This window comes from Streptantibioticus ferralitis (genome assembly GCF_029223525.1).
Classification (GTDB): Bacteria; Actinomycetota; Actinomycetes; order Streptomycetales; family Streptomycetaceae; genus Streptantibioticus_A; species Streptantibioticus_A ferralitis.
Window position 1 is genome coordinate 112,161 of the sequence record NZ_JARHTQ010000015.1, and the last position, 20,475, is coordinate 132,635.

The window sequence follows — 20,475 nt, forward strand, 5'->3', positions numbered from 1 at the left end:
GCCATATGCGCAATTGACGCTGCTTCTCCTCGTTCCCGCGTAGCGGCCTGTTTTGCAGAGAGGCGTATCCCTGCTGGCCGATGTCTCTCCGCGATAGCCTCTCACCCGTTAGCGCTCATGACCGTTATCACTTGGGGGAGCCTCATCGTGACCCGTAGCACGCTGCCCATCGCCGTCGCTCTGTCCACGGCTGCGGCTCTGCTTCTCAGCGCTTGCGGCGGAGGCTCACCATCCAAGCCGTCCGGCAAGATCGCGGGTGCACAAAGCAACTCGCCTACTGCAGCCTCCCCGTCATCAGCCGCTCCAAAGGGAGCACCTGAGATCAAGCTTCCGTCCGACGTGAAGGTCGAGATCGAAGACCCCAGCGGGGATCCGGCTACGGCTGAGCCATCAGCAGACCTCCAGTATGCGATCCGCGCTCTCCGTGAAGGCTACGCACAAGGCAACGGCCAGGTGCCCTCGATGCTCTACGCGTATGGCCCTGATGCCGGTATCTACTGGTCCCAGCTGATCAAGAAGTTCAGGGACCAGGACAAGACCATCACCGGCACCTACCGCTACTACAGCATGAAGGTCAAGCTGACCAGCGGCTCGACAGCAGCCGGAAGTTACTGCGAAGACCAACGTCAGGCCTTTGCGAAAGACATCAAGACGGGGAAGGTCTACAAGACAACGCCCAGCAACGACGACTTCTTCCTCAACACGGTGAAGCTGACGAAGGACCAGGGGGTCTGGAAGGTCGCCGAAGCCAGCTGGAAGAAGGGGGACAGCTCATGCGTTCGCGGTTGATACGACACGGCGCCAAGACGCTCGTCATAGGCGTTGCGTGCCTATGTGTCTTCGTCGCACCAGGCACCGCTAACGCGGGAGATGGGGGGAACGGCAACGGAAGTTCGGGGAGCAGCAGCCCGAGCGGCAATACCCAGTCACCATCGACAATCTCGGCGACGGCCCAATCCCAGGTGAAGGTCTCCAGCAATTACAAAGGTCCCGGCTCGCCAGTGGCTCCGTCAGATACATCCTGGTCACCGCCGCCTTGCTGGTACGAGCCGCGGTACACCCCGACACAGTACCAGGACTACTACAGAAACTCACTAAAAGGATGGGATACGGGAAAGCAGTTCATCTGGCCCGAGTACCAGAAGCTTGAGCAGGAGAAGTACAACCAAGGCAAGGACGGCCTGTGGTGGGAGCTCGTGTACAACGAGAACATTCCTCCCGAGAAAGCGCTAGGTAACTGCAGCGTCAGCGACCCGTTCGCCTGGGTTCCGAAGGGTGACCCCAGCCCTCCAGCCGGTGTCCTGACTCCCGAGGAACTGTCCAAGATTGCGTACTCTGCCACCAAGTTGCCTTCACCGCCCGTGCAGTTGAGTCCAACTGCCGACAAGCAAGTGGTGAACCTTCCGACCTACGTGAAGTTCACCGCCCCACTGGATCGAGTCTGGGTAACAGCATCGCTAGACGCCCAGGGCGTCAGCATCGCAGCAACGACTGTGGCAACACCTGTCGCTTTGAAGATCGACGCCGGCACAACGGACGCTGACCCCCAGACCTGCGCATACGACCTGGAGAAGTCGTCCGGGGGCTACCAGGTGGACTCTTCCCAGGCCCCGTGCAACATCACCTACCGCAAGTCCTCGGGATCAAGCACATACCCGCTCAAGGCCCAGATCACCTGGAAGGTCACCTGGACCGCTTCCGCGAACCCGGACGGCCCGGCGCAGCAGCCTCCCCTCCCCGATGGGTTGTCCACATATCAGCAGGACGTCACCGTCAAGGAGATCCAAACGGTCGTTCGATAAGGATTGCATCACTTTTGACTGAGCCCCCGATCCCGTTGACCAGAATCGGGGGCCCGTCGCCCGCTCTGCAACCTCGCTCAACGCTCTTTCACAACAACGGCGAGCAGAGTCGTCCACTCCGCGAAGCGGTGACTAGCTATGCCCGTGATACTTACTATCCAGGTTCGCCTGGTCCTTCTGCGCCTTCGCAATCAACTTCTGTTCCTCGTCAGGGAACGAGTCGAAAAGTCGACTCAACGAGCCCATGCGGCCGTTAAAATCAGTAGCCCACTTATCGGCAGCCGATCCAACCCAAGTCTTGGTCATGAGCTGGTTGACTTTTTTAAGCGCATCTCTAATATTACCGACCGCGGTCTCGATCGCCGCCATATCACTTCGACACTGAGTGTCGAGCCGATCTTCGGTTGGTATCAACGTAATCCCCCAAATGTCTACGGAACCGCCTCGGTAGGCAACTTGACCGCAACGCCCCGGGTCGCGCCACACGAGGGCGGGATGGAACCACCCAGGGTGCCAGTGACATCATCATGTATACATCGGCGTTGGGCCGCAGGAGCGGGGTGAGCCACATGCACGGCGGGGATGACGGAGGCAGTCATCATCATCACTACAGCGACAGCTCCGACACCGGGAGCGGCGGAGACGACGGCCGCGGAGATAACTCCGACATGTGGGTATTCCTTGCTACCACAGTAACCGCCGTCGTCGCATTTGTCCTAGTATTTTACCATTGAACGTCTACGCGCGGACCGCCGGAGGTCGCGCCAGGCTTCGACGCTGGACCACCAGACGCACCACTCCACCACCGGCAGCTACATCCCCTTCCGGCTAGGGGCCCGACCGAGGAGTCGGCCAGCCATGTGCGACGGGGATGCCGCGACTAGGCGACAACTATCGCCGCGAGGGCCAACTCGGCTGCCTGGACTGGATGATCCGCGTGCAACGAGCGCGGGCAGAGATCCCCCTTGCTAGCGTAAGTCGATCGCTGGCTGCGGCAGCGGGTGACAAGCTGACTGTCCGTTGACACTCATGGGGGGAAAATGGCCGACTTTGCCGGAGTGGATCCACATCGCGTACGACTCTTGGCGAATGCGTTGAAAGATCTCGCGGAGGCCTTGAACAAGAACGGCGCCACCATTCGCAGTAATTTCTCCGAGTGGGGTGGCTCGCTCAACCTCGGCCAACTCGCCAGCCAGTCAGCCCAAGTCGGCGATGACGCCCGCGATATGTCCTTGCGGGCGGACGAAGCTCAGAACCTACTGAGTCAGTCGCAGGGGGTCGTTCTGTGCACCCCCAGCGGAGACTGGGTCTCCATTCCGTGGAACGTCAAGGACATCGACACTACGAAGGAGGCTCAGCAGGAGGCCGCCACCCTCAAGAAGGCATTGGACAACCCGAAGGATCCCAAGTCCCGCAACACGATTACCGAGATTGCGCAGTCCCTGTCCGACCACCAGGGCGATTCGGCCTACATGACCGCGTTCTTGCTCTCTGGCGGCCTCACCGACGCGGCAAAGGTGGCGACAGCCCTCCACGACGAAGACGGCACACACGACGGGGTCGTCCTAAGTAAGGACTCCGAAAGGATCCTAGGCCAGTTCGGGCAAGCCACCCAGATCATGAGTGGCCTCGCGGTCAAGGGCAACTACCCTCATCCGGCGCCTGATTACCTTGCGGCACTCACCAGCCCGCCTGGTGGCGACATGTGGTCCGTTGGCATGCTCTTCAAATACGGGCCCGGGGGCGACCAGTGGGACCCGAAGGTGCTGTCGGACGTCGGCGGCGCGATGTTGGACTGGCGTGCCCGGCAGAAGGCCATGCGCCCAAGCTACTCGTCGCCGGACTTCCCCTATTCGGCTGGCGGCTACGTCGGCAAGGACGACGGTGGCTGGTATCACTCTCTCGGACTTGATCCCGACTACCTCACGCACGGTGCCGACGAAAACGACAGGATCGCCGCGGGGATCCGCGCCAACGACCCAGCGCTCGCAGTCATCTCGCGTCTTGGGGAGAACGCCCAAGCGTCCCGTGACCTGCTCGGCAACGACGACGACGCCAGCAAGCGCTTCGCCAAGGAGTTGGTCGACTTTAAGTGGCAGACACCAGGCGAAACAACGCAGGATGACTCGGATGCCGTCCGCCGCGTCCTCACTCTAGCTGCCACCGACCGGAGCGCCGCCAACCGAGACCAGTCGGGGCTGGCCGCCGCCAACATCCTTGCCGCCGCTGCGCAGCAGAAGGATGTCTTTGATGGACGCAATGGCTTCGAGAAGGACGAGTACAAAACGTACCCGAAGGGCACTGCCATAGCCTTGGCCGGTATCACCGCCACTTGGGCTGACGACCTAGGCGGCACCAGCGCGTCGGCGACCGGCGGCTTGCCTTCCTACGACTCCAATGACCACGATCTTGTCTCGAAAGATTCCGACGTGGTCAAGGTGATGCAGCTGTTCGCTAAAGATGACACGGATGCTGCAGTCATGTTCGACACGACGCTGCATCAGCAGGTCTCAGATGCGCTCAGCAATTCTTCTCCCTCCGAGCAGCTCACAAGGCTGGGGAACGCGGCGGGGCTGTTCACCAAGGCGAAGGTAGGAATCAGCTACACCCAGGCGCAGCAAGTTGATGAAGATCACAAGTTCAACCTGGCCCTTCTAAACACCGCCGGAAGCCTGTTCGGCTATATCCCCGGGCCGAAAGCAGCGAATGGGGAGACGCTCACAGGCATGGCGAAGGTCGTCGAGAAAGGTCTCAAGTACTCTCAAAATCTTGTCACCATGGGTAGATCGATTGTTGCCCCCAACACGGATCCTTTCTCAACGAACAACGCCGCCAAGCAGGAGGCACTCAACCAGGCACAAGCAAGGGACCAGTTCAAGACCTTCGCTCCGTCGATCGCGCAAGGGCTGATCCGTTCCGGCAAGATCCCGCCCCCGGCGGACCGGTCCTGGTACGACCCGACAACCGGAACCGTCTCCGTGGACCCCCGTAACCATAGCGACTTCGACGGCTGGTGGAACACAGTGAACGAAAAGCAGCAATATATTGCCAGCTTCCAGGGCGGCTTCGATAATTCCGAAGGGTCAGTCGATGGTAAGTGATCGAATCCGCTGGACGCCTCTGGTGCGAACCGCAGTCTTCTGCGCCGGCGCCCTGGTGCTGACGCTCAGCGCCTGCTCAGGCAGTCCCGTGAAGAGGAACGAGCCGGCGGGGATCCCCACTCCAAAGCCAGGTCGAGCCGTCGCCTTTAACCTCACTGCGGAGCACCACGCCGAGCAAGTCGCCAACCCCTTCGGGCAGCTCACCGCCGATCGCTCTGGGAACATCTACATGGCGGCGAACACTACTGTGGACGGCATAGCCAACATCGCTGGTGACATCGTTCGTCTGTCGCCAGATGGCGCGGCAACCTCATTCGCAGTGCCAGGCCTCTCAGACCCGTCGAGCTCTTTTCCGGTCGCTGGAATGACAACGACCCCCGACGGTGACCTCCTGATCGGCAGAGACAAAAACATCTATCGTCTTTCCTCCAACGGCAGGGTCAAAGCAGTCATCGAGACCGACGTACCCCATCCCAATCCGCTCGGAGTCCGCGCTGACGGTTCGATAGTCGTTGCGCATGAGGGCAGCCTCTGGTCAGTCGCGAACGGAAAGACGAGCCTGCTTTACAAGGGAGACCCGGACGAAGCACGTGGTATCGCAACGGATCGCGGTGCTATTCGAGGCGTTGCCGACTCCTCGGGGACGGTCTACGCCGCAGTCGGCCGATATCTACCGGACGTCGTCGTCATCCCACAGGGTCAGGGCCCACACCGATGGGGCCTAAGTGGGAACGTGCCGGGAACGTCAGTGGGTCTGTCCTCTCTCACGCCGGTGAGCTTGGCACAATCACAGGACGGCGGCGTCTATGTCCTGGCCGCAAGCGACTTCACGACTGGGCACAGCACTGGCTATGTCCTTCACGTAAGAGATGGGAAGGTGCAGTTGCTGCTGAAGGCGGCGTTCACCGGGGTGAGCGACTCATGTAGTCCGGGACAGGAGTACTCACTGGACCACATTCCCTGTGCCCTTCCGTGGTACGTCGTTCAGAGCGGCAGTCGTGTACTGCTCCTCGGGGGACACCACGGGCACCTCGGCTCGGTTCCTCTCGCCATCAGCTCGGAAAGTCAGTAGCTGCCGGTGGTCGTTGCGTGTGTCCGGTTGGGCGACGCGCCGTTGGGAGTGTGAAGGTCTCGGCAAGTCAGGTGAAGTGTGCCGGTGAGGGCCAACTGTGCGGCGACAGAGGTGAGTTCTACCGAGTCCCCGAAGCCGTGCATCCCGCTCGGGTCGTAAGGTAGCGTCCGTACGGCGGGCAAGGTGTCCGTCGCTTCGTCATACGGGGAGGGCTTCATGAGTGGCAACATGGTTGGTGCCGATCTCGACCGGCTGCAGAAGATGGTCAACGATTTCCTCACGCACCGGGGTGACCTTGACCGTATCTTCAAGGCGCTGGACACCATGTCAGCGAACAGCCACGAATACTGGAGTGGGCCGAACGCCGAGAAGTTCCGTAGCGAGTGGAACGGTCTGAGGAGCCACTTCCAGAACATCGTCAACCTGGTGGACAGCGCGCACAAGGCAACGAAGACCCAGCACGCGAACATCTCTGCTGCCGTGGGTGCCGGCGGCCACTGAGCCACCCGGGTCCTGACACCAGTGCGGTCGGCGCGGTCCGCCATCAGGCGGACCGCGCCGACCGTTTGTTTTCATCCCACTGCCGTCACCAACGGTCGACGACAGCCTGCAGTGGCATGGCCGCGCCCGCCGAGATCAGGACTCCTCGGCCAGCAGACCCGGCTGACGCGGTACGTGCCAGGCGCACGCCGAAGAGCTGTTCCCCGGCGTCCGGGGTGGGCGCAAGGAGGAAGCCGTTGCGGCTGCGGCGGGCTTCTACTACGAATCCGCGGTACTGAGTGGAAAGGGCTTCGGCGGCTCCCGCCGCGATGACGGCATGGTCGCCATCGAGGCCAGCGCGTATGACTTCTTCCAAGGCCGAGTCCAACGGTGTGTCGTAGAGGAGTTCCGCGTCGTCCACTACGACCGCGTACCGACCACCATGCGCCTTCGCGATCAGGTCGTTCAGGTCCTGCTGGGTGGCTTCACTGCTCAGCACGCCGAGGACAGCGGGCTCGCCTTCCAGTTCCTTCAGCGGGGACCGCTTCGGCGTGATGAGGATGACGGGCAAGCCACCGCAGGTCAGCGAGCGTGTCATGGCGATGAGCGTGGTGGAGCGGCCGGACTTGGGAGGGCCAGCGATGACGAAGCCGGGTCCGGATTCAGATAGGTCGACGCCGTGCGGTGCGAGTTCGTCGCCTCCGACTCCGACAAGTGCCCACAGGTTGGAGGGGCGCTGGAATTCCGGGTCGAGTGCGAGGGCTTCGCTGGCCGTGGCGCGGGGCGGGAGCGCGTCCACGCGCATCGGCCGGAGCCGACGCGAAGGCCGGGGGTACAGGTCCCTCGCTTCCTTGGCGATCTGCTGGACTGTACTGACCTGGGCTTTGCCCGCGGGGTCCGGGTCGAGCAGTGCGATCTGGCACTCCTGCACGCCGTCGTCGGTGAGCCTAAGGGCTCGTCCCTGTGGCATGTCCTTGGGGATGGCCCGCTGGTTGATACCTGCTATCCCGTAGTCGTTGGGGTCGGTAAGGCGAAGGATCAGTCGGTCGCCGAAGGAGGAGGTCATGGAGCCGGTCATGCCGCTTCGGTCAGCGGTCATCACCACGCGCAGTCCCACGGCAGGGCCTTCTCGGAACAGGCGGGTCATGGCGTCGAGGAGCCTGCCATAGTCGTAATTCTCGAAGGTGGAGACGTAGCCTTCCCAGCCGTCGAGCAGCAGCACCATCCAGGGCAGCCGGTCTTCCCCCTTCTCTGAGGCTCGTTGTTCTGCAACGCTCGATACGCCGAGGTCGGCGAGGAGTTGCTGGCGACGCGTCACTTCGCCTTGTAGGCGACCGAGCAGCCGTACCAGCCGCTCCGTCTCGTCTCGGGTGACGATGCCTCCGCAGTGTGGCAGCCGCGTGAGCGGCAGCAGGACGTTGGCGCCGCAATCCACCCCGTAGATGTGTATGTCGGAGGGAGAGGCTGTCATGGCCAGCGATGCGGCGATCGTCCGCAGAGCGGTGGACCGGCCGGAGCGTGGGCCGCCGATGATCAGCAGGTGTTCGCCGTCGACCAGGTCGAGCGACAACGGGGCACGGGCCTGACGGGCTGGCACGTCGACCACCCCGAAGATGGCCGCAGGCACATCCCCGTGTGCAGGCTCCTTCGATTCATAGAGCTCGGCGACGGTAATCTGCTTGGGCAGCGGCGGCAACCACGGGCTGCGGGGCTTGCCGAAGCCCATCTGCTGGGATCCGGCGCGGATGGCGTCGACCAGGACCGCCAAGTCGGTCTGCATCGTACCGTCGTCACCATCGTCCGCGGTCCTGGGCAGAGATCGCCCGACGGAGGGCCAGGGCAAGGGGACGACGCTGGCAGTCGGCTTCGAAGACTGTCCCGGACGTCGCCCTCCGATGCGCGCAGACTGCACCGCGACCAGCGCCTGTGCTCCGGAACGTACGTACATCCGACCCGGGGTCGACTTCGAGATGGCGCCAGCGTCAGGCGCATCGATGACGTCCGAGGACTCGCCAGCGTCTGTCACACGCAGCGCGATCCGCAAGTTGGTGTTGGCACGGATGTCCGCACTGACCACACCGGCGGGGCGCTGAGTGGCGAGGACCAGGTGCACACCGAGCGAGCGACCGCGGCGGGCGATATCCACCAAGCCCTCGACGAAATCAGGGAGTTCAGCGACGAGGGAAGCGAACTCGTCGATGATCAGGACGAGGCGGGGCATCGGCTCGAGTTCGGGGCGCAGCCGACGGGTGTCGGCATAGTCCTCGATGTCCTTCGCACGCGCCTCGAAGAGGATTTCCTCGCGGCGCCTGAGTTCTGCGGCGAGCGAGGCGAGAGCGCGCTCGGTGAGGTGAGCGTCGAGGTCGCTGACCATGCCGACGGTGTGCGGTAGCCGAGCACAGTCCTGGAAGGCGCTGCCGCCTTTGTAGTCGATGAGGACGTAGTTGAGGGCGTCGGGCCGGTTGTGGGCGGCAAGTGAGGTGATGATCGTCTGAAGGAGCTCGGACTTTCCCGCTCCGGTGGTTCCGGCGACGAGTGCGTGCGGTCCGTCGCCGTGAACGTCAAGGAAGAAGGTGCCGTCCGCACCCACGCCGATGGGGGCACGGGTGGTGGCGCCTCCGGCACGCCACAGCCGTTCGATGTCGGTGCCGGTCGGGTCGGGCATGCCGAGCAGGGTCAGCAGGCGCGCAGCTGACGGCAAGGCGCTGTCGGCATCGTCGCGGCTCACATCGCGGATCGGAGCGAGTGAGCGTGCGAGAAGGTCGCACCAGGGGCCGGAGACCTGGTCAGCGAGGACGTCCCCGAGCGCTTCGAGCCCTGCACCGCGCAGGTGGAGGCGGTCCGTTGCGCCGGGAGGCCAGCAGATCGCGGCCTGGCACTCCTCAGGCAGAAGGCGTTCGTCCTCGTCGATGCAGAGCGCGAAAATCCCGTGCAGCGGGCCTTCCTGGAGGAGCTGCGGAACGCCCGGGGCTCGGCGCAGCAGGCGCGCCCCGTCGAGGACGACCAGGATGTACGGGTCCGGGCGCAGCCGTGCCGGACCTGCCATCTGGGAGCTGGCGTCCTTGCGACGGTTGAGTTCACCCAGCAGCTCGTTAACCCGGCGGCCGATGGTCTCCGAGTCGCTCCCCACCAGGGCGACACAGTCCTGCCCTTGCTGAGGGCTCGCGTGGGGCAGCCAGCGCGCCCAATCCCAGACTCCACTGGAGTCGCGAACCGATGAGAGAACCACGACAGACAGATCACGAGGACTGTGGAGGACAACGGCCTGGGCGGCAAGCCACCGTGCCGTGACGAGCGCCTGAGGCCGTGCCCCGGCGAGTCCCACTACACCAAGCTTGGTGAACGGAAGAAGAACCGGCACGTCATGTACGGCGGGTACCTCGGGGGGCGGCTCGTCAGATCCCGTTCCAGGCGCGGGGACAAGCTCAATGTCCGCGGGGAGGTCTGCGACGCCGATGCGGAGCAGTAGGGCGTCCGGATCGGTGATGCGGCGCTCCCAAAGGCGACGACGAGGCCCGGTCGCGAACAGCAGGAGGGAGGCGGCGTCAGGGTGTGCGGTGCGGCGAGCCTGCTGGTCGACACGCGTCAGGCGGACCAGCTCAGAATCGTACTTGTCCTTCTCCTCTTTGTACTGCTTCAGCGACGTCCGGTGCTTCTTCTTGCCTTCGCGGTTATGGCTGAACCACTCACCGATCATCAAGGCAGGGGTCATCGCGCAGAACAGCAGCGAGTACAGCTGTTTGGACGTCAGGTACATCAGCAGCCCGAACACCGCTGGCGCAATCATGGCGATGAGCCGGAACGGTGTGCGCTCCGCCTTGCCAGGGGCCCGCGGGACCACAAGTCGGGAACGCTGGGGAAGGGAGTTCAGCCTCGGCGGCCGGTTGTAGGCGAGACCGCCCTCGCCCATGGGCATGAGGTGCGCGTCAGGCTCTGCGGGGGCGTCGAGGACGAACAGAGACGCCCCGCACTTGACCAGAGCACCCCGGGGCCATTCGCGCTCACCCTCAACAGGCTCGTTGTCGAGCAGTACCGGCACGCTCATGCCTCGTCGGGCAAGCTTCACCTGGCCGTCGGCAGCGATACTCACGCAGAGCGCTTCGTGGGGCAGGCGTGTATCCGGGACAGTGATGGTGCACCTATCTGCAGAGCCGACGGTCGTGACGCCGACAGCCAGGCGTGCAACTCGGCCGGCGCCGGGCCCACCGACGACCTTGAGTTCGTAATGCCCGGACGGCTCACCTGCGCGCAGGTACGGGCCGATGGCGTCATCGACGGATATCCGCATACCGTCCCGCAGCACGTCGCTCACGCGCGCATCAGGGTCACAACGGCGCCCGTCCGCCCACAGAACCGGGGCGTCGGCGCGACCGGCGAATCGCGGATCGTAGGGAACACCCGGCAGCGCCGTAACCACGGCAGAGTCGGTAGTCGGCGGCGACAGTGCCTTGGCCACCTCGGCGACGCTCGCGTCCTCCTCCACATTCAGAAGGACGTCCTGTGGTTCCACACCTTGCTGGACCACAGTCACTGACACCCTCATCGACCGTGTTCCTCCCCAGAGACCCGGCGGTCCTGCTGCTCCGATACGTCTGCTGAGGCTATCTCGCTCCTTCGTGCGTCAAGAGGCAGGTCATTACATCGCGTTGACCCGGCAGTGCCCGAATCGGTACTGAGCGTCTTACATTTCGGCACTGTTGCTCCGGATGGCATGAGGTTCGTCAGGGCCGCTTGGCCCTCAGTGTCGAAGTGGGCTGTTCGGTGGGTCGACCTCGCGTAGGAGCGCGACGCAAGCTCAAAGCCCCACGCGCCTACCCCGCTTCGGCTGGCCGGATAGCGCATCGGTGGATGCAGCGGCCGACAGACAGCGGCGGTGTTGTCGGTGGCAGTGTTTAGCGTGGTCTCATGGGGATCACCACGGCATGGGCGATCAGCGCCCATAACGATGCGTTCATCGAAGGCCTGGCGCCGCGAATACAGCCGCTGATAGAGGCCGAGTGCAGCGATCCGGTGGCATGCGAGCGCTGGCGGCGCTGGCAGGCCGAGCCATTGCCGGATTACCGTACTTGGCGGGACGTCGAGTCGGGGTCGCCCATAGCAGAAGCTATCGGCTCCTTCCTGAAGTTGACCGCCTCCGGCCAGTACATCCAGGAGATGTATGACGGCGGTGGCTGTGACGAGTTCTGGCTGATCGAGGACGTCTGGGGGGTGAGCGAGGACGCGGAGCGGATGTTCCTGTCCGTACAGTCCAAAACTCATGCGCTGTCCGCCTTCTTCCACGCTATCGGGCCGAATCGCGCGGCGCTGCTTCCGGGCTGGTGCGGGAACTTTCTGCTCACGTCGGCCGAGGTACGCGACAGCCTGCCGCAGGTGGAGCGCGCCCTGACCTTCACCGATGAGGAACGGGCGGCGGCGGCGAGCCGGATATGGCTGGATGATGGTCCAGACGAAGAGAGCGTGCTGGACGGACCGCTTCGGCAGTGGCGGCAGGCTGCCGCCGCGGGACTCGGCTTGTGCGGTGTCTCATTGACGATCTATTGACGCCGCTGTCCTGGTCGGCGTGTCCCGACAGCCGCATATCGCCAGAGCCGCCCATCGAACAACTGCCAGACCTAACAGCGGTAGTCGCCACCGAGCACAACCTGCACTCCCTGCTGGCCCGACGCCGCGCAGCCCGCCGTGACCTCACCATCCCCGCACGCCTCGAAGACCTCCCCATCCCCCTCGCCTTCGCGCTCGGCGCCCAAGCAGTGCAGGAAATCGGCCTCGACCACGCACGCCGCCCGCCCCTGCCCACTACTCCCCCAAAGCCGCCCGGCCCCACGGAGTGCCTGGTTTGTACTACCCCCTCGGCGAGAGCCCGTCTGCCTCCAGTTGGGCAGCGCTGCAACAGCTCATGCGCCATCTTCGTCCCACAAGCGAAAAGCAAGGCTGAAGATCTACTGCTCCGGCGCGACGTCCTGTGGTTGGCTTCGTTGTCCTTCATGCGGGATGGGTGTGTCGACGGGCGGCCCGCCTCGGCGTCGGCCTTGACCAAGCCCCGCGAAGGCTGGTCCGCTTGGAGGACGAGGTGTCGTACTGGGGGTGGGCCTTCGTGGTCAGATCGGAGCTGTGTGCGCTGCTTTGGGTGGACCGCGGCCAGGCGGACACGGACAGGCTCGTGACCAACGCGGAGGCGCGCGCATGAGGCTCCGCCAGGGCATCACTATCGCCGTCGTCGCCGGTGGTGGCGCGCTGACGACAATGCTCGTGGGGCTCGTCACGAACGCGGTGTCCAGCCAGTCGCGTTGGCCCGGATGGCTGGGATGGATACAGCGGCACCCTTGGCTCTCGTTCGTCATGCTGGGCGTGGCGACAGTCGGGTTAACCGCGTTGCTCGCCGCGCTGTCCGAGAGCCGCGGGCCCACGCTGAGTGCTGAGCCGCCGCCTCGGCCGAAAGATGACGCGGGCCCGCCGGGTGCCGCGCTGGTGCTGCGGTCGCTGCCGCGCGACTCTGCGGCGTTCACTGATCGGTCCGCCGAGCTGGAGCGGCTGGAGGTGTCGGTGCGGGCGTCGCAGGAGAGGGGCGAGGCGCTGCCCGTTCATGTGATCGACGGGATGGCAGGGGTTGGGAAGACCAGCTTCGCGGTCCACGCCGGGCATGTGCTCTCGGAGCGGTTTCCAGATGGTCAGCTCTTTGTGAACCTCAACGGGCACACGCCGGGGCGGAGCCCGGTGCAGGCTGTCGAAGCGCTGGCCTCGCTGCTGGCGGCTGCCGGTGTGCCGACGCAGCAGATCCCGGTCGGCGATGACGTGGACGCGGTCACGGAGGCGCGGGCCGCCATATGGCGGAGCCGGCTCGCGGACAAGAAGGCGCTGCTCATCCTCGACAACGCGGCCAGCTACCGGCAGCTGGAGCCCCTGCTTCCAGGTAGTGGTGGCTGTCTGGTGCTGGTGACCAGTCGTAAGCGTCTTGCGGCGCACGAGGAGGTAGTCCTGCCGGTGGATGCGCTGCCGCCGGACGACGCGGTCAACCTGTTCGTACGGCTCAGCGGGCGGTCTGCCGACACCCTCGACCGGGGCGTGCTGGAAGAGTTGGTGCGGCTGTGCGGATACCTGCCGCTGGGGGTGTCGCTGCTCGCGGCACGACTGCGGCACCATCCGTCCTGGAGTGCCGAGGACCTACGGGAGCGGCTGGTGGCGGCCCGGGACCGGCTGGGGGAACTGCGCGCCGGGGAGCGCGCGGTTACCGCGACGTTCGATCTGTCCTTTCGGGATCTCACGCCAGAGCGTCAACGTTTCTTCCAGTCTCTCGGCTTCTACCCTGGTACGGACCTCGACGCGTACGTCGGGGCCGCGCTCGGCTTGGTTTCGGTGGCAGCGGCCCGTAGCCACCTCGACGCGCTCTACGACGCCCATCTGATCGACGAACACCCAGGGAGCCGCTACCGGCTTCATGATCTCTTACGCGACTACGCCCGCGGTTTCGCCGACGAGGGAGCCAGCATGGACCACGTTCAGGCTGTCCAGCGTGTGTGCACCTACTATCTGGCTGCGCTCGCCGCCGCGAACACCCACATCGTCCGCGGCGACGCGGTCGCAGCGTCCGCGCTGGACATCGCCTTCCGGGTGGAGCCCCCGCCCATGCAGACGCGTCCTGCGGCTCTGAGTTGGCTGGAGAACGAGCGGCCCAACATTTTGGCCTGCATCCGGCGGGCGAACAGCCTCGCCCTGCATGACCTGGTGATCCGCCTGGCCGCGGCCATGGCTCCCTTCCTGCGGCAGGCCGGCCCCTGGGACCAGGCCGTGGGCCTGCACCGGACGGCAGCCGAGGCCGCTCGGCACACCGGCGACCGGCGGGCCCTCGCCGGCGCGCTGGCCGAACTCGGAGTCGTACGACGCTGCATGGCCGCCTACCCCGAAGCGACCGAAGCCCTAAACGAGGCAGTGCGGCAATACGAGACGGTCGGCGACCGGCGCGGAAAGGCGGATGCCCTGAACCAGGCGGGCATTGTCTGGTACCTGACCGCGGACAACGAAGCCGCGGCCCGAGCCCAGAGCGAGGCTCTCGCCCTCTACCGGGAGCTCGGCGACCGGCTCGGCCAAGCCAACGCGCTCGCGGACCTGGGCATGGTGCGCCGGCAGACGAGCCAGTTCGACGCGGCCGTGGAGGCGCAAAGCGAAGCCCTGTTGATCTACCGTGAGCTGAACGACCGCTATGGGGAGGCCAACTCACTGCGGGACCTTGGCGTCGTGCACTGCCTCATGGGCGAGTACGAACGAGCCGCCCGACAACACCGCGAAGCGCTCGACATCTACCGAGAGCTCGACGACCGGCACCACCAGGCCTACGCCCTCAACGAGTTGGGCGTGGTGTGTCGGCTGAGCGGTGATCTCGCCGGTGCCCGGGACGCTCACGCCCAGGCGCTGGAGCTCTTCACCGAGTTCGGCGACCGGTTCGGGCGCGCGAACAGCATCCGTCACCTCGGGGTACTGGAGCGCGTTTCTGGGAACGCCACGGAGGCGATCCGGCTGCTGGAAGAAGCCCTGGACGCCTATCGCGATCTGGGCAGTCGCGGGGGCGAGGCCGCCTCGCTGAGCGAGCTTGGAGCGGCTCTCGGGAACATCGGGAACCGAGACGGCGCTGTGGAGGCGTTCCAACGCAGCCTGGAGATCCTGAGCGAGCTGGGTGACCGGTGCGGCGAAGCTGAGGTGTTGAACCACTGGGGATCGCTGCTGCGCACCTGCGGTGACCAGGCCGCCGCCCGCGAACGCTTCGAGCGAGCGCTGACTGTGGCCCGTGACATCCGCTGCCCGCTGGAGGAAGCACGGGCACTGGAAGGCATCGGCCGCTGCGACTGGGCGGTCGACAGGCCCGTTCAGGCCGCAGGCTCGCTGCGTCAAGCACTGGCCATATACAGGAAGTTGGGCGCGGACCCGGCGGCTGACGACATCGAGCGACTGCTGACATCGCAGCCCGGATAGCCAGGCATGTGACCGGTTTCGGTATGCCGCCGCGAGCGGTACGGCTGTTACGTTGCCAGCTCATCTGTCGTCTCCACCGCCGTCGCACTGTGCCGGTCTGCCACGGTGTGCCCATCACGAGGAGCGCTGAATGCCGTCACCCACGTCTGCTCCCGCGCCACACGCCTCGGCTCCCGTCGGCCCCGAGCCCGCGCAGGCGGCACAAGGCACGGCGGTCTTGGACCGTGTCGCCGCCCGTATCCGGCAGCGGCTAGCGGCCGAGCAGGCCGCGACGAACCGCGTCGGCGACGGCTCCCACGCAGCCTCGATCATCTGGCCCTGGCCACTGTGAGCGCTACCGCTCGATGACACCCCGGGAAGCCACCGCACCCTTTCAGACGTTCATCCTCAAGGTCGCGAACCGCTGCAACATCGACTGCGACTACTGCTACGTCTTCAACTCCACGGACCAAGCCTGGCGGCACCTTCCCGCCCGGATGAGCCTGGACGTGGCCCGAGTTGCGGGTCGACGGATTGGTGAGCACGTCACGGCTCACGGGCTGCGTACGGTGCATGTCGTGCTGCACGGTGGCGAACCGCTGCTCGCCGGTCCTCGTCACATGGCCGACGTGCTCAGCGTTGTCCGGGATGGGATACCGGCGGATACGGCGGTCCGCTTCGAGCTCCAGACCAACGGGACGCTCCTCACGACGGTGTGGCTGAATCTCTTCGAGCAGTATGAGGTGGCCGTGGGCGTCAGCCTCGACGGGCCGCCAGCCGCGAACGACCGGCATCGGCTGACTCATGCCTCGCGATCGAGCGCCGCCTCGGCCGTACGCGGCATCGAACTCCTGCGGTCCCGACCGCACCTGTTCGCCGGACTGCTCGCCGTCGTGGACCTGGCCAACGACCCGGTGGAGGTCCACGACTACCTGGCATCGTTCGATCCCCCAGTAATCGACTTCAACCTCCCGCACGGAACGCACGACCAGCCGCCCCACCGCAACGACCCGACCGTGCCCGAATACGGGCTGTGGATGAGCCGTGTCTACGACGCCTGGCTCGCCCGGCCCGACCACCGGCACAGCGTCCGGATGCTGGAAGACATCGTCGCGCTCACCTCCGGCGTACACGGCTCAGTGGAAACCCTCGGCCTCGCCCCGCCGACCAGCGTCGTAATCGAGTCCGACGGCACGATCGAAGGCGTGGACACCCTGCGATCCGTCGAGGAAGGTGCCTCCTGGCTAGGGCTCAACCTCGCCCACCACACCTTCGACGGTGCTCTTCGCCATCCGAAGCTTCAGCACCGGGAATACGGCATTACCGCGCTGGCCGACAAATGCCAGAGCTGCCCGCTGGTGGACGTGTGCGGCGGCGGCTACCTCCCGCATCGCTTCAGCGCCACCCGCGGCTACCGGAATCCATCCGTCTACTGCGCAGACCTCGAGCACCTCATACGCCACGTCCACAACTCCCTACAGCAGCAGGGCTGGGACCCACACGCACCAACCGCCCCCTCCCCTTAGCCACGCCGCACCCCCACAGGGGATCACGCGTTGGACCAAGCGAGTGCAGCGACTGAAGAACAACAGGAGACGCCGATGACCGTGACGATCCGCCCCGCCGACAAGCGGGACATCCTCGCCGTGGCCGAACTGATCGAGGAGATCGAACGGTTCTACGGGGCGACCGAAATCCAGCCGCTCGAAGAACGCCGGTCCCAAGTGGAGGAAGCCCTCTTCGGATCACCGCCGCTCGCATCCGCCCTCCTAGTCGAAGACGACGCCGGCGACCTCGTCGGCCTCGCCGCCTACTCCTTCCTCTGGCCAGCAGCAGGCTCCTCCCACTCCCTCTTCCTCAAAGAGCTCTACGTCCGCGACACCCTCCGCCGACAAGGCATCGGCGCCCAACTCATGAACGAACTCCGCGCCCTCGCCGCCGCACGCCCCGGCTGCAGCCGTGTCGAGTGGATGACAGACCACGACAACCCAGACGCACGGTCCTTCTACCAGTCGCTCGGATTCGCCGAGTTCGACGGAAAGGTCGTCTATCGCATCGACACCAATACAGTGTGAGGACTGAGTAGCAGGAACTGCCTGAGCAGCCTGAGGGGTGTCTTTACTGGCGCAGCGTGTCTGATCAGCGGGTTTGTGCATCCCTATGTCCCGGGCATGATCGCTGATCGCGAGTCTGCGACTTCTGCATAGGTCCCATCAAGCGATGAATCAGTCAGCACTCCTGCAAGCCATCCCTGAATCGCATCGACCCCGGACAGATCAGGAACTGCACTGCTGCCGGTCGGCGAAGAGCACCAGCCCGGCTCGAGTGCGGTCCGATGCTCCGGGCAGGGCCCCGTCTATCGAGGCGTCGGCAAGGCCGTGTGTTTCGTAAGAGGAGAAGTCTCCCGGATTGGCGGGGACCACGATGCTTACAGGAGCGTCATCGGGCAGGCCCAGCGATTGTAAGTACGTGCGCAGGGTCCCTACGGTCCATTCACAAACGCGGTCATCCGACGCGGTCACAAGACCCTCCATCATTTTATCGGCATGCCCCCGTCAGGACATGATCCCAGCACAGGCAGATAAACGTTTCCTGAACGCCGCTGAGCTGCCTGCTAGTTGGCACGCCAAACGGCCCGCTGGTGTAGGTAACCAACCAGCGGGCCGTCAAGCAGCCTGAAAGAACTACTCAGGCCGACTTATGCGCTACCAGTACCAGTCTCGGCGACCTGTCCGTCAAGGGACTTTGGTCCCAGTCCCCCCACATGCCGGTCATTTCGAGCCCTACGTAGCGGATGATGTGGCGCAGTTCGGCGGGCCATAGGTAGCGCAAGTCGGCGGGGAGGATCCGCGTGCCGCTACCGGTCAACAAGAGGTGCTTGAGTCGGATGACCTGGCCAGTAGCGTCATGGCGACCGGCGATGACGGTCACCTCCTCGTCGTTGAGTTCCTGGGGCTGCCAGGAGCGACCGAATGAGTAGCCGAGGGTGGCTTGAGCGGGATTTACCACCTCCACCACCAGTACCCCGTCGGGTTCTAGGTGGCGGGCACAGCGGTCGAACGTAGCTATTTGTTCTTCTTCGCTGAGAACGAAGTTGATGGTGTTGAAGACGGAGAAGATACCGGTGAACCTCTTGACGCCCAGGTCGAAGTCCGTCATCGAGGCCAGATGTTTTCCAGTGATTTTACTTCTGGTGTCCTTGGATGCGAGGATATCCAGCATCTCTTTGCTGGCGTCGAGGCCGGCAATGCGGTACCCCGCATCAGCTAGGGGAAAAGCTACACGCCCGGTCCCGACCCCGACCTCTAAGATTTCACCGTCCTTGGGCAACACCCGCACAAGGAAGCCCAACATGGGGTCGTCCGGGGGTAGAGCCGGGTAGGTCTGGTCGTAGACGTCCGCCCATGCCCGGCCCATCTGGTCGTAAACGCTCAAAGGACACTCCCGGTTATCTCGGTCAGCCCGTTGATCTGCGCGGACAGGCGCATCCGGGCCTGATGGTTGAGCTTGTAGCTGGGACACGGCACGTTTCCGTCCACCCATGCCTTGGGGCACGCTCCACCACACACCGGCAGGAAGACGCAACCGGAGCACGGCACGTCACCGCGGCTGACGCGGTTGTGCCAGTCATCGAACGCCCCGGCGGGACGTAAGTTGAGGATGGGCAACTCGGTGAGGTGCCCGACCGCCGACGCGACCTCCTTCGGTACCAGCGGCTGCTCCGTGCAGGAGAACACCTGTCCGTCGCTGGAGATCACTTCGGCGGATCTGGTGACCGCCGAGCACACAGGTCCGGCTGGAGCCGTGGGGAGCAGTTCGATGTTCAACCCCAAGTCCAGGAGCCGTTCCAGCAGCATGGTCTCCAGCTCGGCGTAGTGCTGCCTGCTGACCTGGAGCTGGGAGATGTCGTTGCCCCATGGGTGGATGGGTTTGAGGCTGAACCGTACTCTGGGGTGGGCCAGGCCACGGTGGGCGAGGTCTTCGAAGAACCCGTCCAGGTAGTCGCAGTTGTTGGCGTCGATGTTTGTGCGGATGCTGAACGACAAGCCGCCCAGGCTCCCGTCACCTAACGCCCTGGCGATCGTTTCCACGATCTTGTCGTATGAGCCACCGCCACCCTTCAGCGGTCGGTGCGCGTCATGCACGGGCGCAGGTCCATCGATCGTGATCTCACAGTGCTGGACGCGGCAATGACTGTGCAGCGTCCTCAATTTCCTTATGGTGAGCAGGGATCCGTTGGTGACCATGCGTGCCGAGTAGTGTTTGCCGTGTCGCTCGGCCGAGGCGGCGAACGCCGTTGACAGGGCGCGGATGACGGCGAAGCCCATCATGGGTTCGGCCCCGAACCAGTTCACCAGCACCTCGCATACGCCGGGGTCGGCCATGGCGGCATCGATCCTGGCGGCTATGGCGCCGCGGTGGTGCGGTGCGAGGATTCCTTTGGTGTGCTCCTGACCGCAGTAGGCGCAGCCCATGTTGCAGTACGAGGTCGGCAGCAGCGTGAACTTCCGTAACGTCTTCGCGCTGCTCGCTGCCTGTTGCCTTGCAGGAATGTCCTCACTGGTAGTGGTGAGGACACCCGCGTCGACGAGGTAGGCGCGCTCTGTTTCGGTCAGCCGGTCGGGAGCGTGGTCCGCTAAGGCGTTGCCGACTGCAGCGGGTAAGGCGTGAAGTGTGGCTGTGGTGGTCTGGTACAACAGCCTTACCGGGCCTTCGATACCGTGGTAAACCTGGTCACTGAGGATCGCGTACTTGCTCACTCGCTCGCTCAACGCGCGGCCCTCCTTCGGTGCGGTGCACGGCCGCCTGTTAGGAGCGGGCGGCCGTGCACTCTTCAACTAGGTGCGAGCCTCAGCAGGAGCCGTTGACGATCACGTCAGCCTCAGCCTGCTTGGTCGTGGTAGTAGTCAGCGTCGACATGGTTCGACCTCCTTTCGCATATGTGTAGTGGCTTAGGTACGAGGCAGGTTGTGCTCGAAGCCTCGACCCGAGAACCGATGGTATGGGTCACTCAAGCAAGGGTGTCAAGTAGTCGCTTGGAAGTTTTAAGCGATCACTTGGAGGTCTAACTATCCAG

General features: G+C 64.6%; 16 protein-coding genes. 11 read left to right on the top strand and 5 right to left on the bottom strand.

Annotated elements, in window-relative coordinates; all coding sequences use genetic code 11:
• Window positions 1–147 precede the first annotated feature (147 nt).
• Both P2L57_RS22625 and P2L57_RS22630 read left to right on the top strand, forming a co-directional pair.
• Window positions 148–789, top strand: coding sequence for a hypothetical protein (locus tag P2L57_RS22625; RefSeq protein WP_275817403.1), 642 nt, complete (start codon window positions 148–150; stop codon window positions 787–789).
• Between the two features lie 173 nt (window positions 790–962).
• Window positions 963–1,802, top strand: coding sequence for a hypothetical protein (locus tag P2L57_RS22630; protein WP_275817405.1), 840 nt, complete (start codon window positions 963–965; stop codon window positions 1,800–1,802).
• A 132-nt stretch (window positions 1,803–1,934) separates the two neighbouring features.
• On the opposite strand, the gene P2L57_RS22635 is transcribed toward P2L57_RS22630, so the two are convergent.
• Window positions 1,935–2,171: a hypothetical protein gene (locus tag P2L57_RS22635; RefSeq protein WP_275817406.1), complete on the bottom strand. Its 237-nt coding sequence runs from the start codon at window positions 2,169–2,171 to the stop codon at window positions 1,935–1,937.
• Between the two features lie 671 nt (window positions 2,172–2,842).
• Here P2L57_RS22635 and P2L57_RS22640 point away from each other — a divergent pair.
• The 3 genes from P2L57_RS22640 to P2L57_RS22650 all read left to right on the top strand — a co-directional run bounded on the left by P2L57_RS22640 (window position 2,843) and on the right by P2L57_RS22650 (window position 6,476).
• The gene (locus P2L57_RS22640) at window positions 2,843–4,903 is read left to right on the top strand and encodes a hypothetical protein (RefSeq protein ID WP_275817408.1); all 2,061 of its coding nucleotides are present in this window, start codon (window positions 2,843–2,845) and stop codon (window positions 4,901–4,903) included.
• An 88-nt stretch (window positions 4,904–4,991) separates the two neighbouring features.
• Entirely contained in the window at window positions 4,992–5,975 is a 984-nt protein-coding gene (locus P2L57_RS22645; RefSeq protein WP_275817410.1) for an NHL repeat-containing protein, read from the top strand.
• Between the two features lie 216 nt (window positions 5,976–6,191).
• Window positions 6,192–6,476: a WXG100 family type VII secretion target gene (locus tag P2L57_RS22650; protein WP_275817412.1), complete on the top strand. Its 285-nt coding sequence runs from the start codon at window positions 6,192–6,194 to the stop codon at window positions 6,474–6,476.
• An 85-nt stretch (window positions 6,477–6,561) separates the two neighbouring features.
• Here the strand turns inward: P2L57_RS22650 and P2L57_RS22655 are convergent, their stop codons facing one another.
• Window positions 6,562–10,998 carry an FtsK/SpoIIIE domain-containing protein gene (locus P2L57_RS22655; protein WP_275817414.1) on the bottom strand — a complete coding sequence of 1,479 codons (4,437 nt, stop codon included), beginning with the start codon at window positions 10,996–10,998 and terminating at the stop codon, window positions 6,562–6,564.
• 362 nt (window positions 10,999–11,360) lie between these two features.
• Between P2L57_RS22655 and P2L57_RS22660 the strand changes: the two genes are divergently transcribed.
• The 6 genes from P2L57_RS22660 to haaN all read left to right on the top strand — a co-directional run bounded on the left by P2L57_RS22660 (window position 11,361) and on the right by haaN (window position 17,473).
• The gene (locus P2L57_RS22660; protein ID WP_275817416.1) at window positions 11,361–11,996 is read left to right on the top strand and encodes a hypothetical protein; all 636 of its coding nucleotides are present in this window, start codon (window positions 11,361–11,363) and stop codon (window positions 11,994–11,996) included.
• Entirely contained in the window at window positions 11,969–12,619 is a 651-nt protein-coding gene (locus tag P2L57_RS40810; RefSeq protein ID WP_372515861.1) for a DUF6177 family protein, read from the top strand. Before P2L57_RS22660 ends, P2L57_RS40810 begins: the two co-directional genes overlap by 28 nt.
• 19 nt (window positions 12,620–12,638) lie before the next feature.
• Window positions 12,639–15,419, top strand: coding sequence for a cyclophane-containing RiPP biosynthesis TPR protein HaaT (gene haaT, locus P2L57_RS22665; protein ID WP_275817418.1), 2,781 nt, complete (start codon window positions 12,639–12,641; stop codon window positions 15,417–15,419).
• A gap of 130 nt (window positions 15,420–15,549) precedes the next feature.
• The gene (gene haaA, locus P2L57_RS22670; RefSeq protein ID WP_275817420.1) at window positions 15,550–15,750 is read left to right on the top strand and encodes a HaaA family cyclophane-containing RiPP peptide; all 201 of its coding nucleotides are present in this window, start codon (window positions 15,550–15,552) and stop codon (window positions 15,748–15,750) included.
• A 13-nt stretch (window positions 15,751–15,763) separates the two neighbouring features.
• Entirely contained in the window at window positions 15,764–16,924 is a 1,161-nt protein-coding gene (locus P2L57_RS22675; RefSeq protein WP_275817422.1) for an FxsB family cyclophane-forming radical SAM/SPASM peptide maturase, read from the top strand.
• 75 nt (window positions 16,925–16,999) lie between these two features.
• Window positions 17,000–17,473, top strand: a complete 474-nt coding sequence (gene haaN, locus P2L57_RS22680) for a cyclophane-containing RiPP N-acetyltransferase HaaN (protein ID WP_275817424.1) — start codon at window positions 17,000–17,002, stop codon at window positions 17,471–17,473.
• Window positions 17,474–17,674: 201 nt separating this feature from the next.
• On the opposite strand, the gene P2L57_RS40815 is transcribed toward haaN, so the two are convergent.
• The 3 genes from P2L57_RS40815 to P2L57_RS22690 form a co-directional block, all read right to left on the bottom strand.
• Complete coding sequence (locus P2L57_RS40815; protein WP_372515862.1) at window positions 17,675–17,935, bottom strand: DUF6225 family protein; 261 nt, start codon at window positions 17,933–17,935, stop codon at window positions 17,675–17,677.
• 151 nt (window positions 17,936–18,086) lie between these two features.
• A complete protein-coding gene (locus tag P2L57_RS22685) occupies window positions 18,087–18,833 on the bottom strand; it encodes a class I SAM-dependent DNA methyltransferase (protein WP_275817426.1) in 747 nt (248 codons plus the stop codon).
• Window positions 18,830–20,170, bottom strand: a complete 1,341-nt coding sequence (locus P2L57_RS22690; protein ID WP_275817428.1) for a radical SAM/SPASM domain-containing protein — start codon at window positions 20,168–20,170, stop codon at window positions 18,830–18,832. Before P2L57_RS22690 ends, P2L57_RS22685 begins: the two co-directional genes overlap by 4 nt.
• Between the last annotated feature and the right edge of the window lie 305 nt (window positions 20,171–20,475).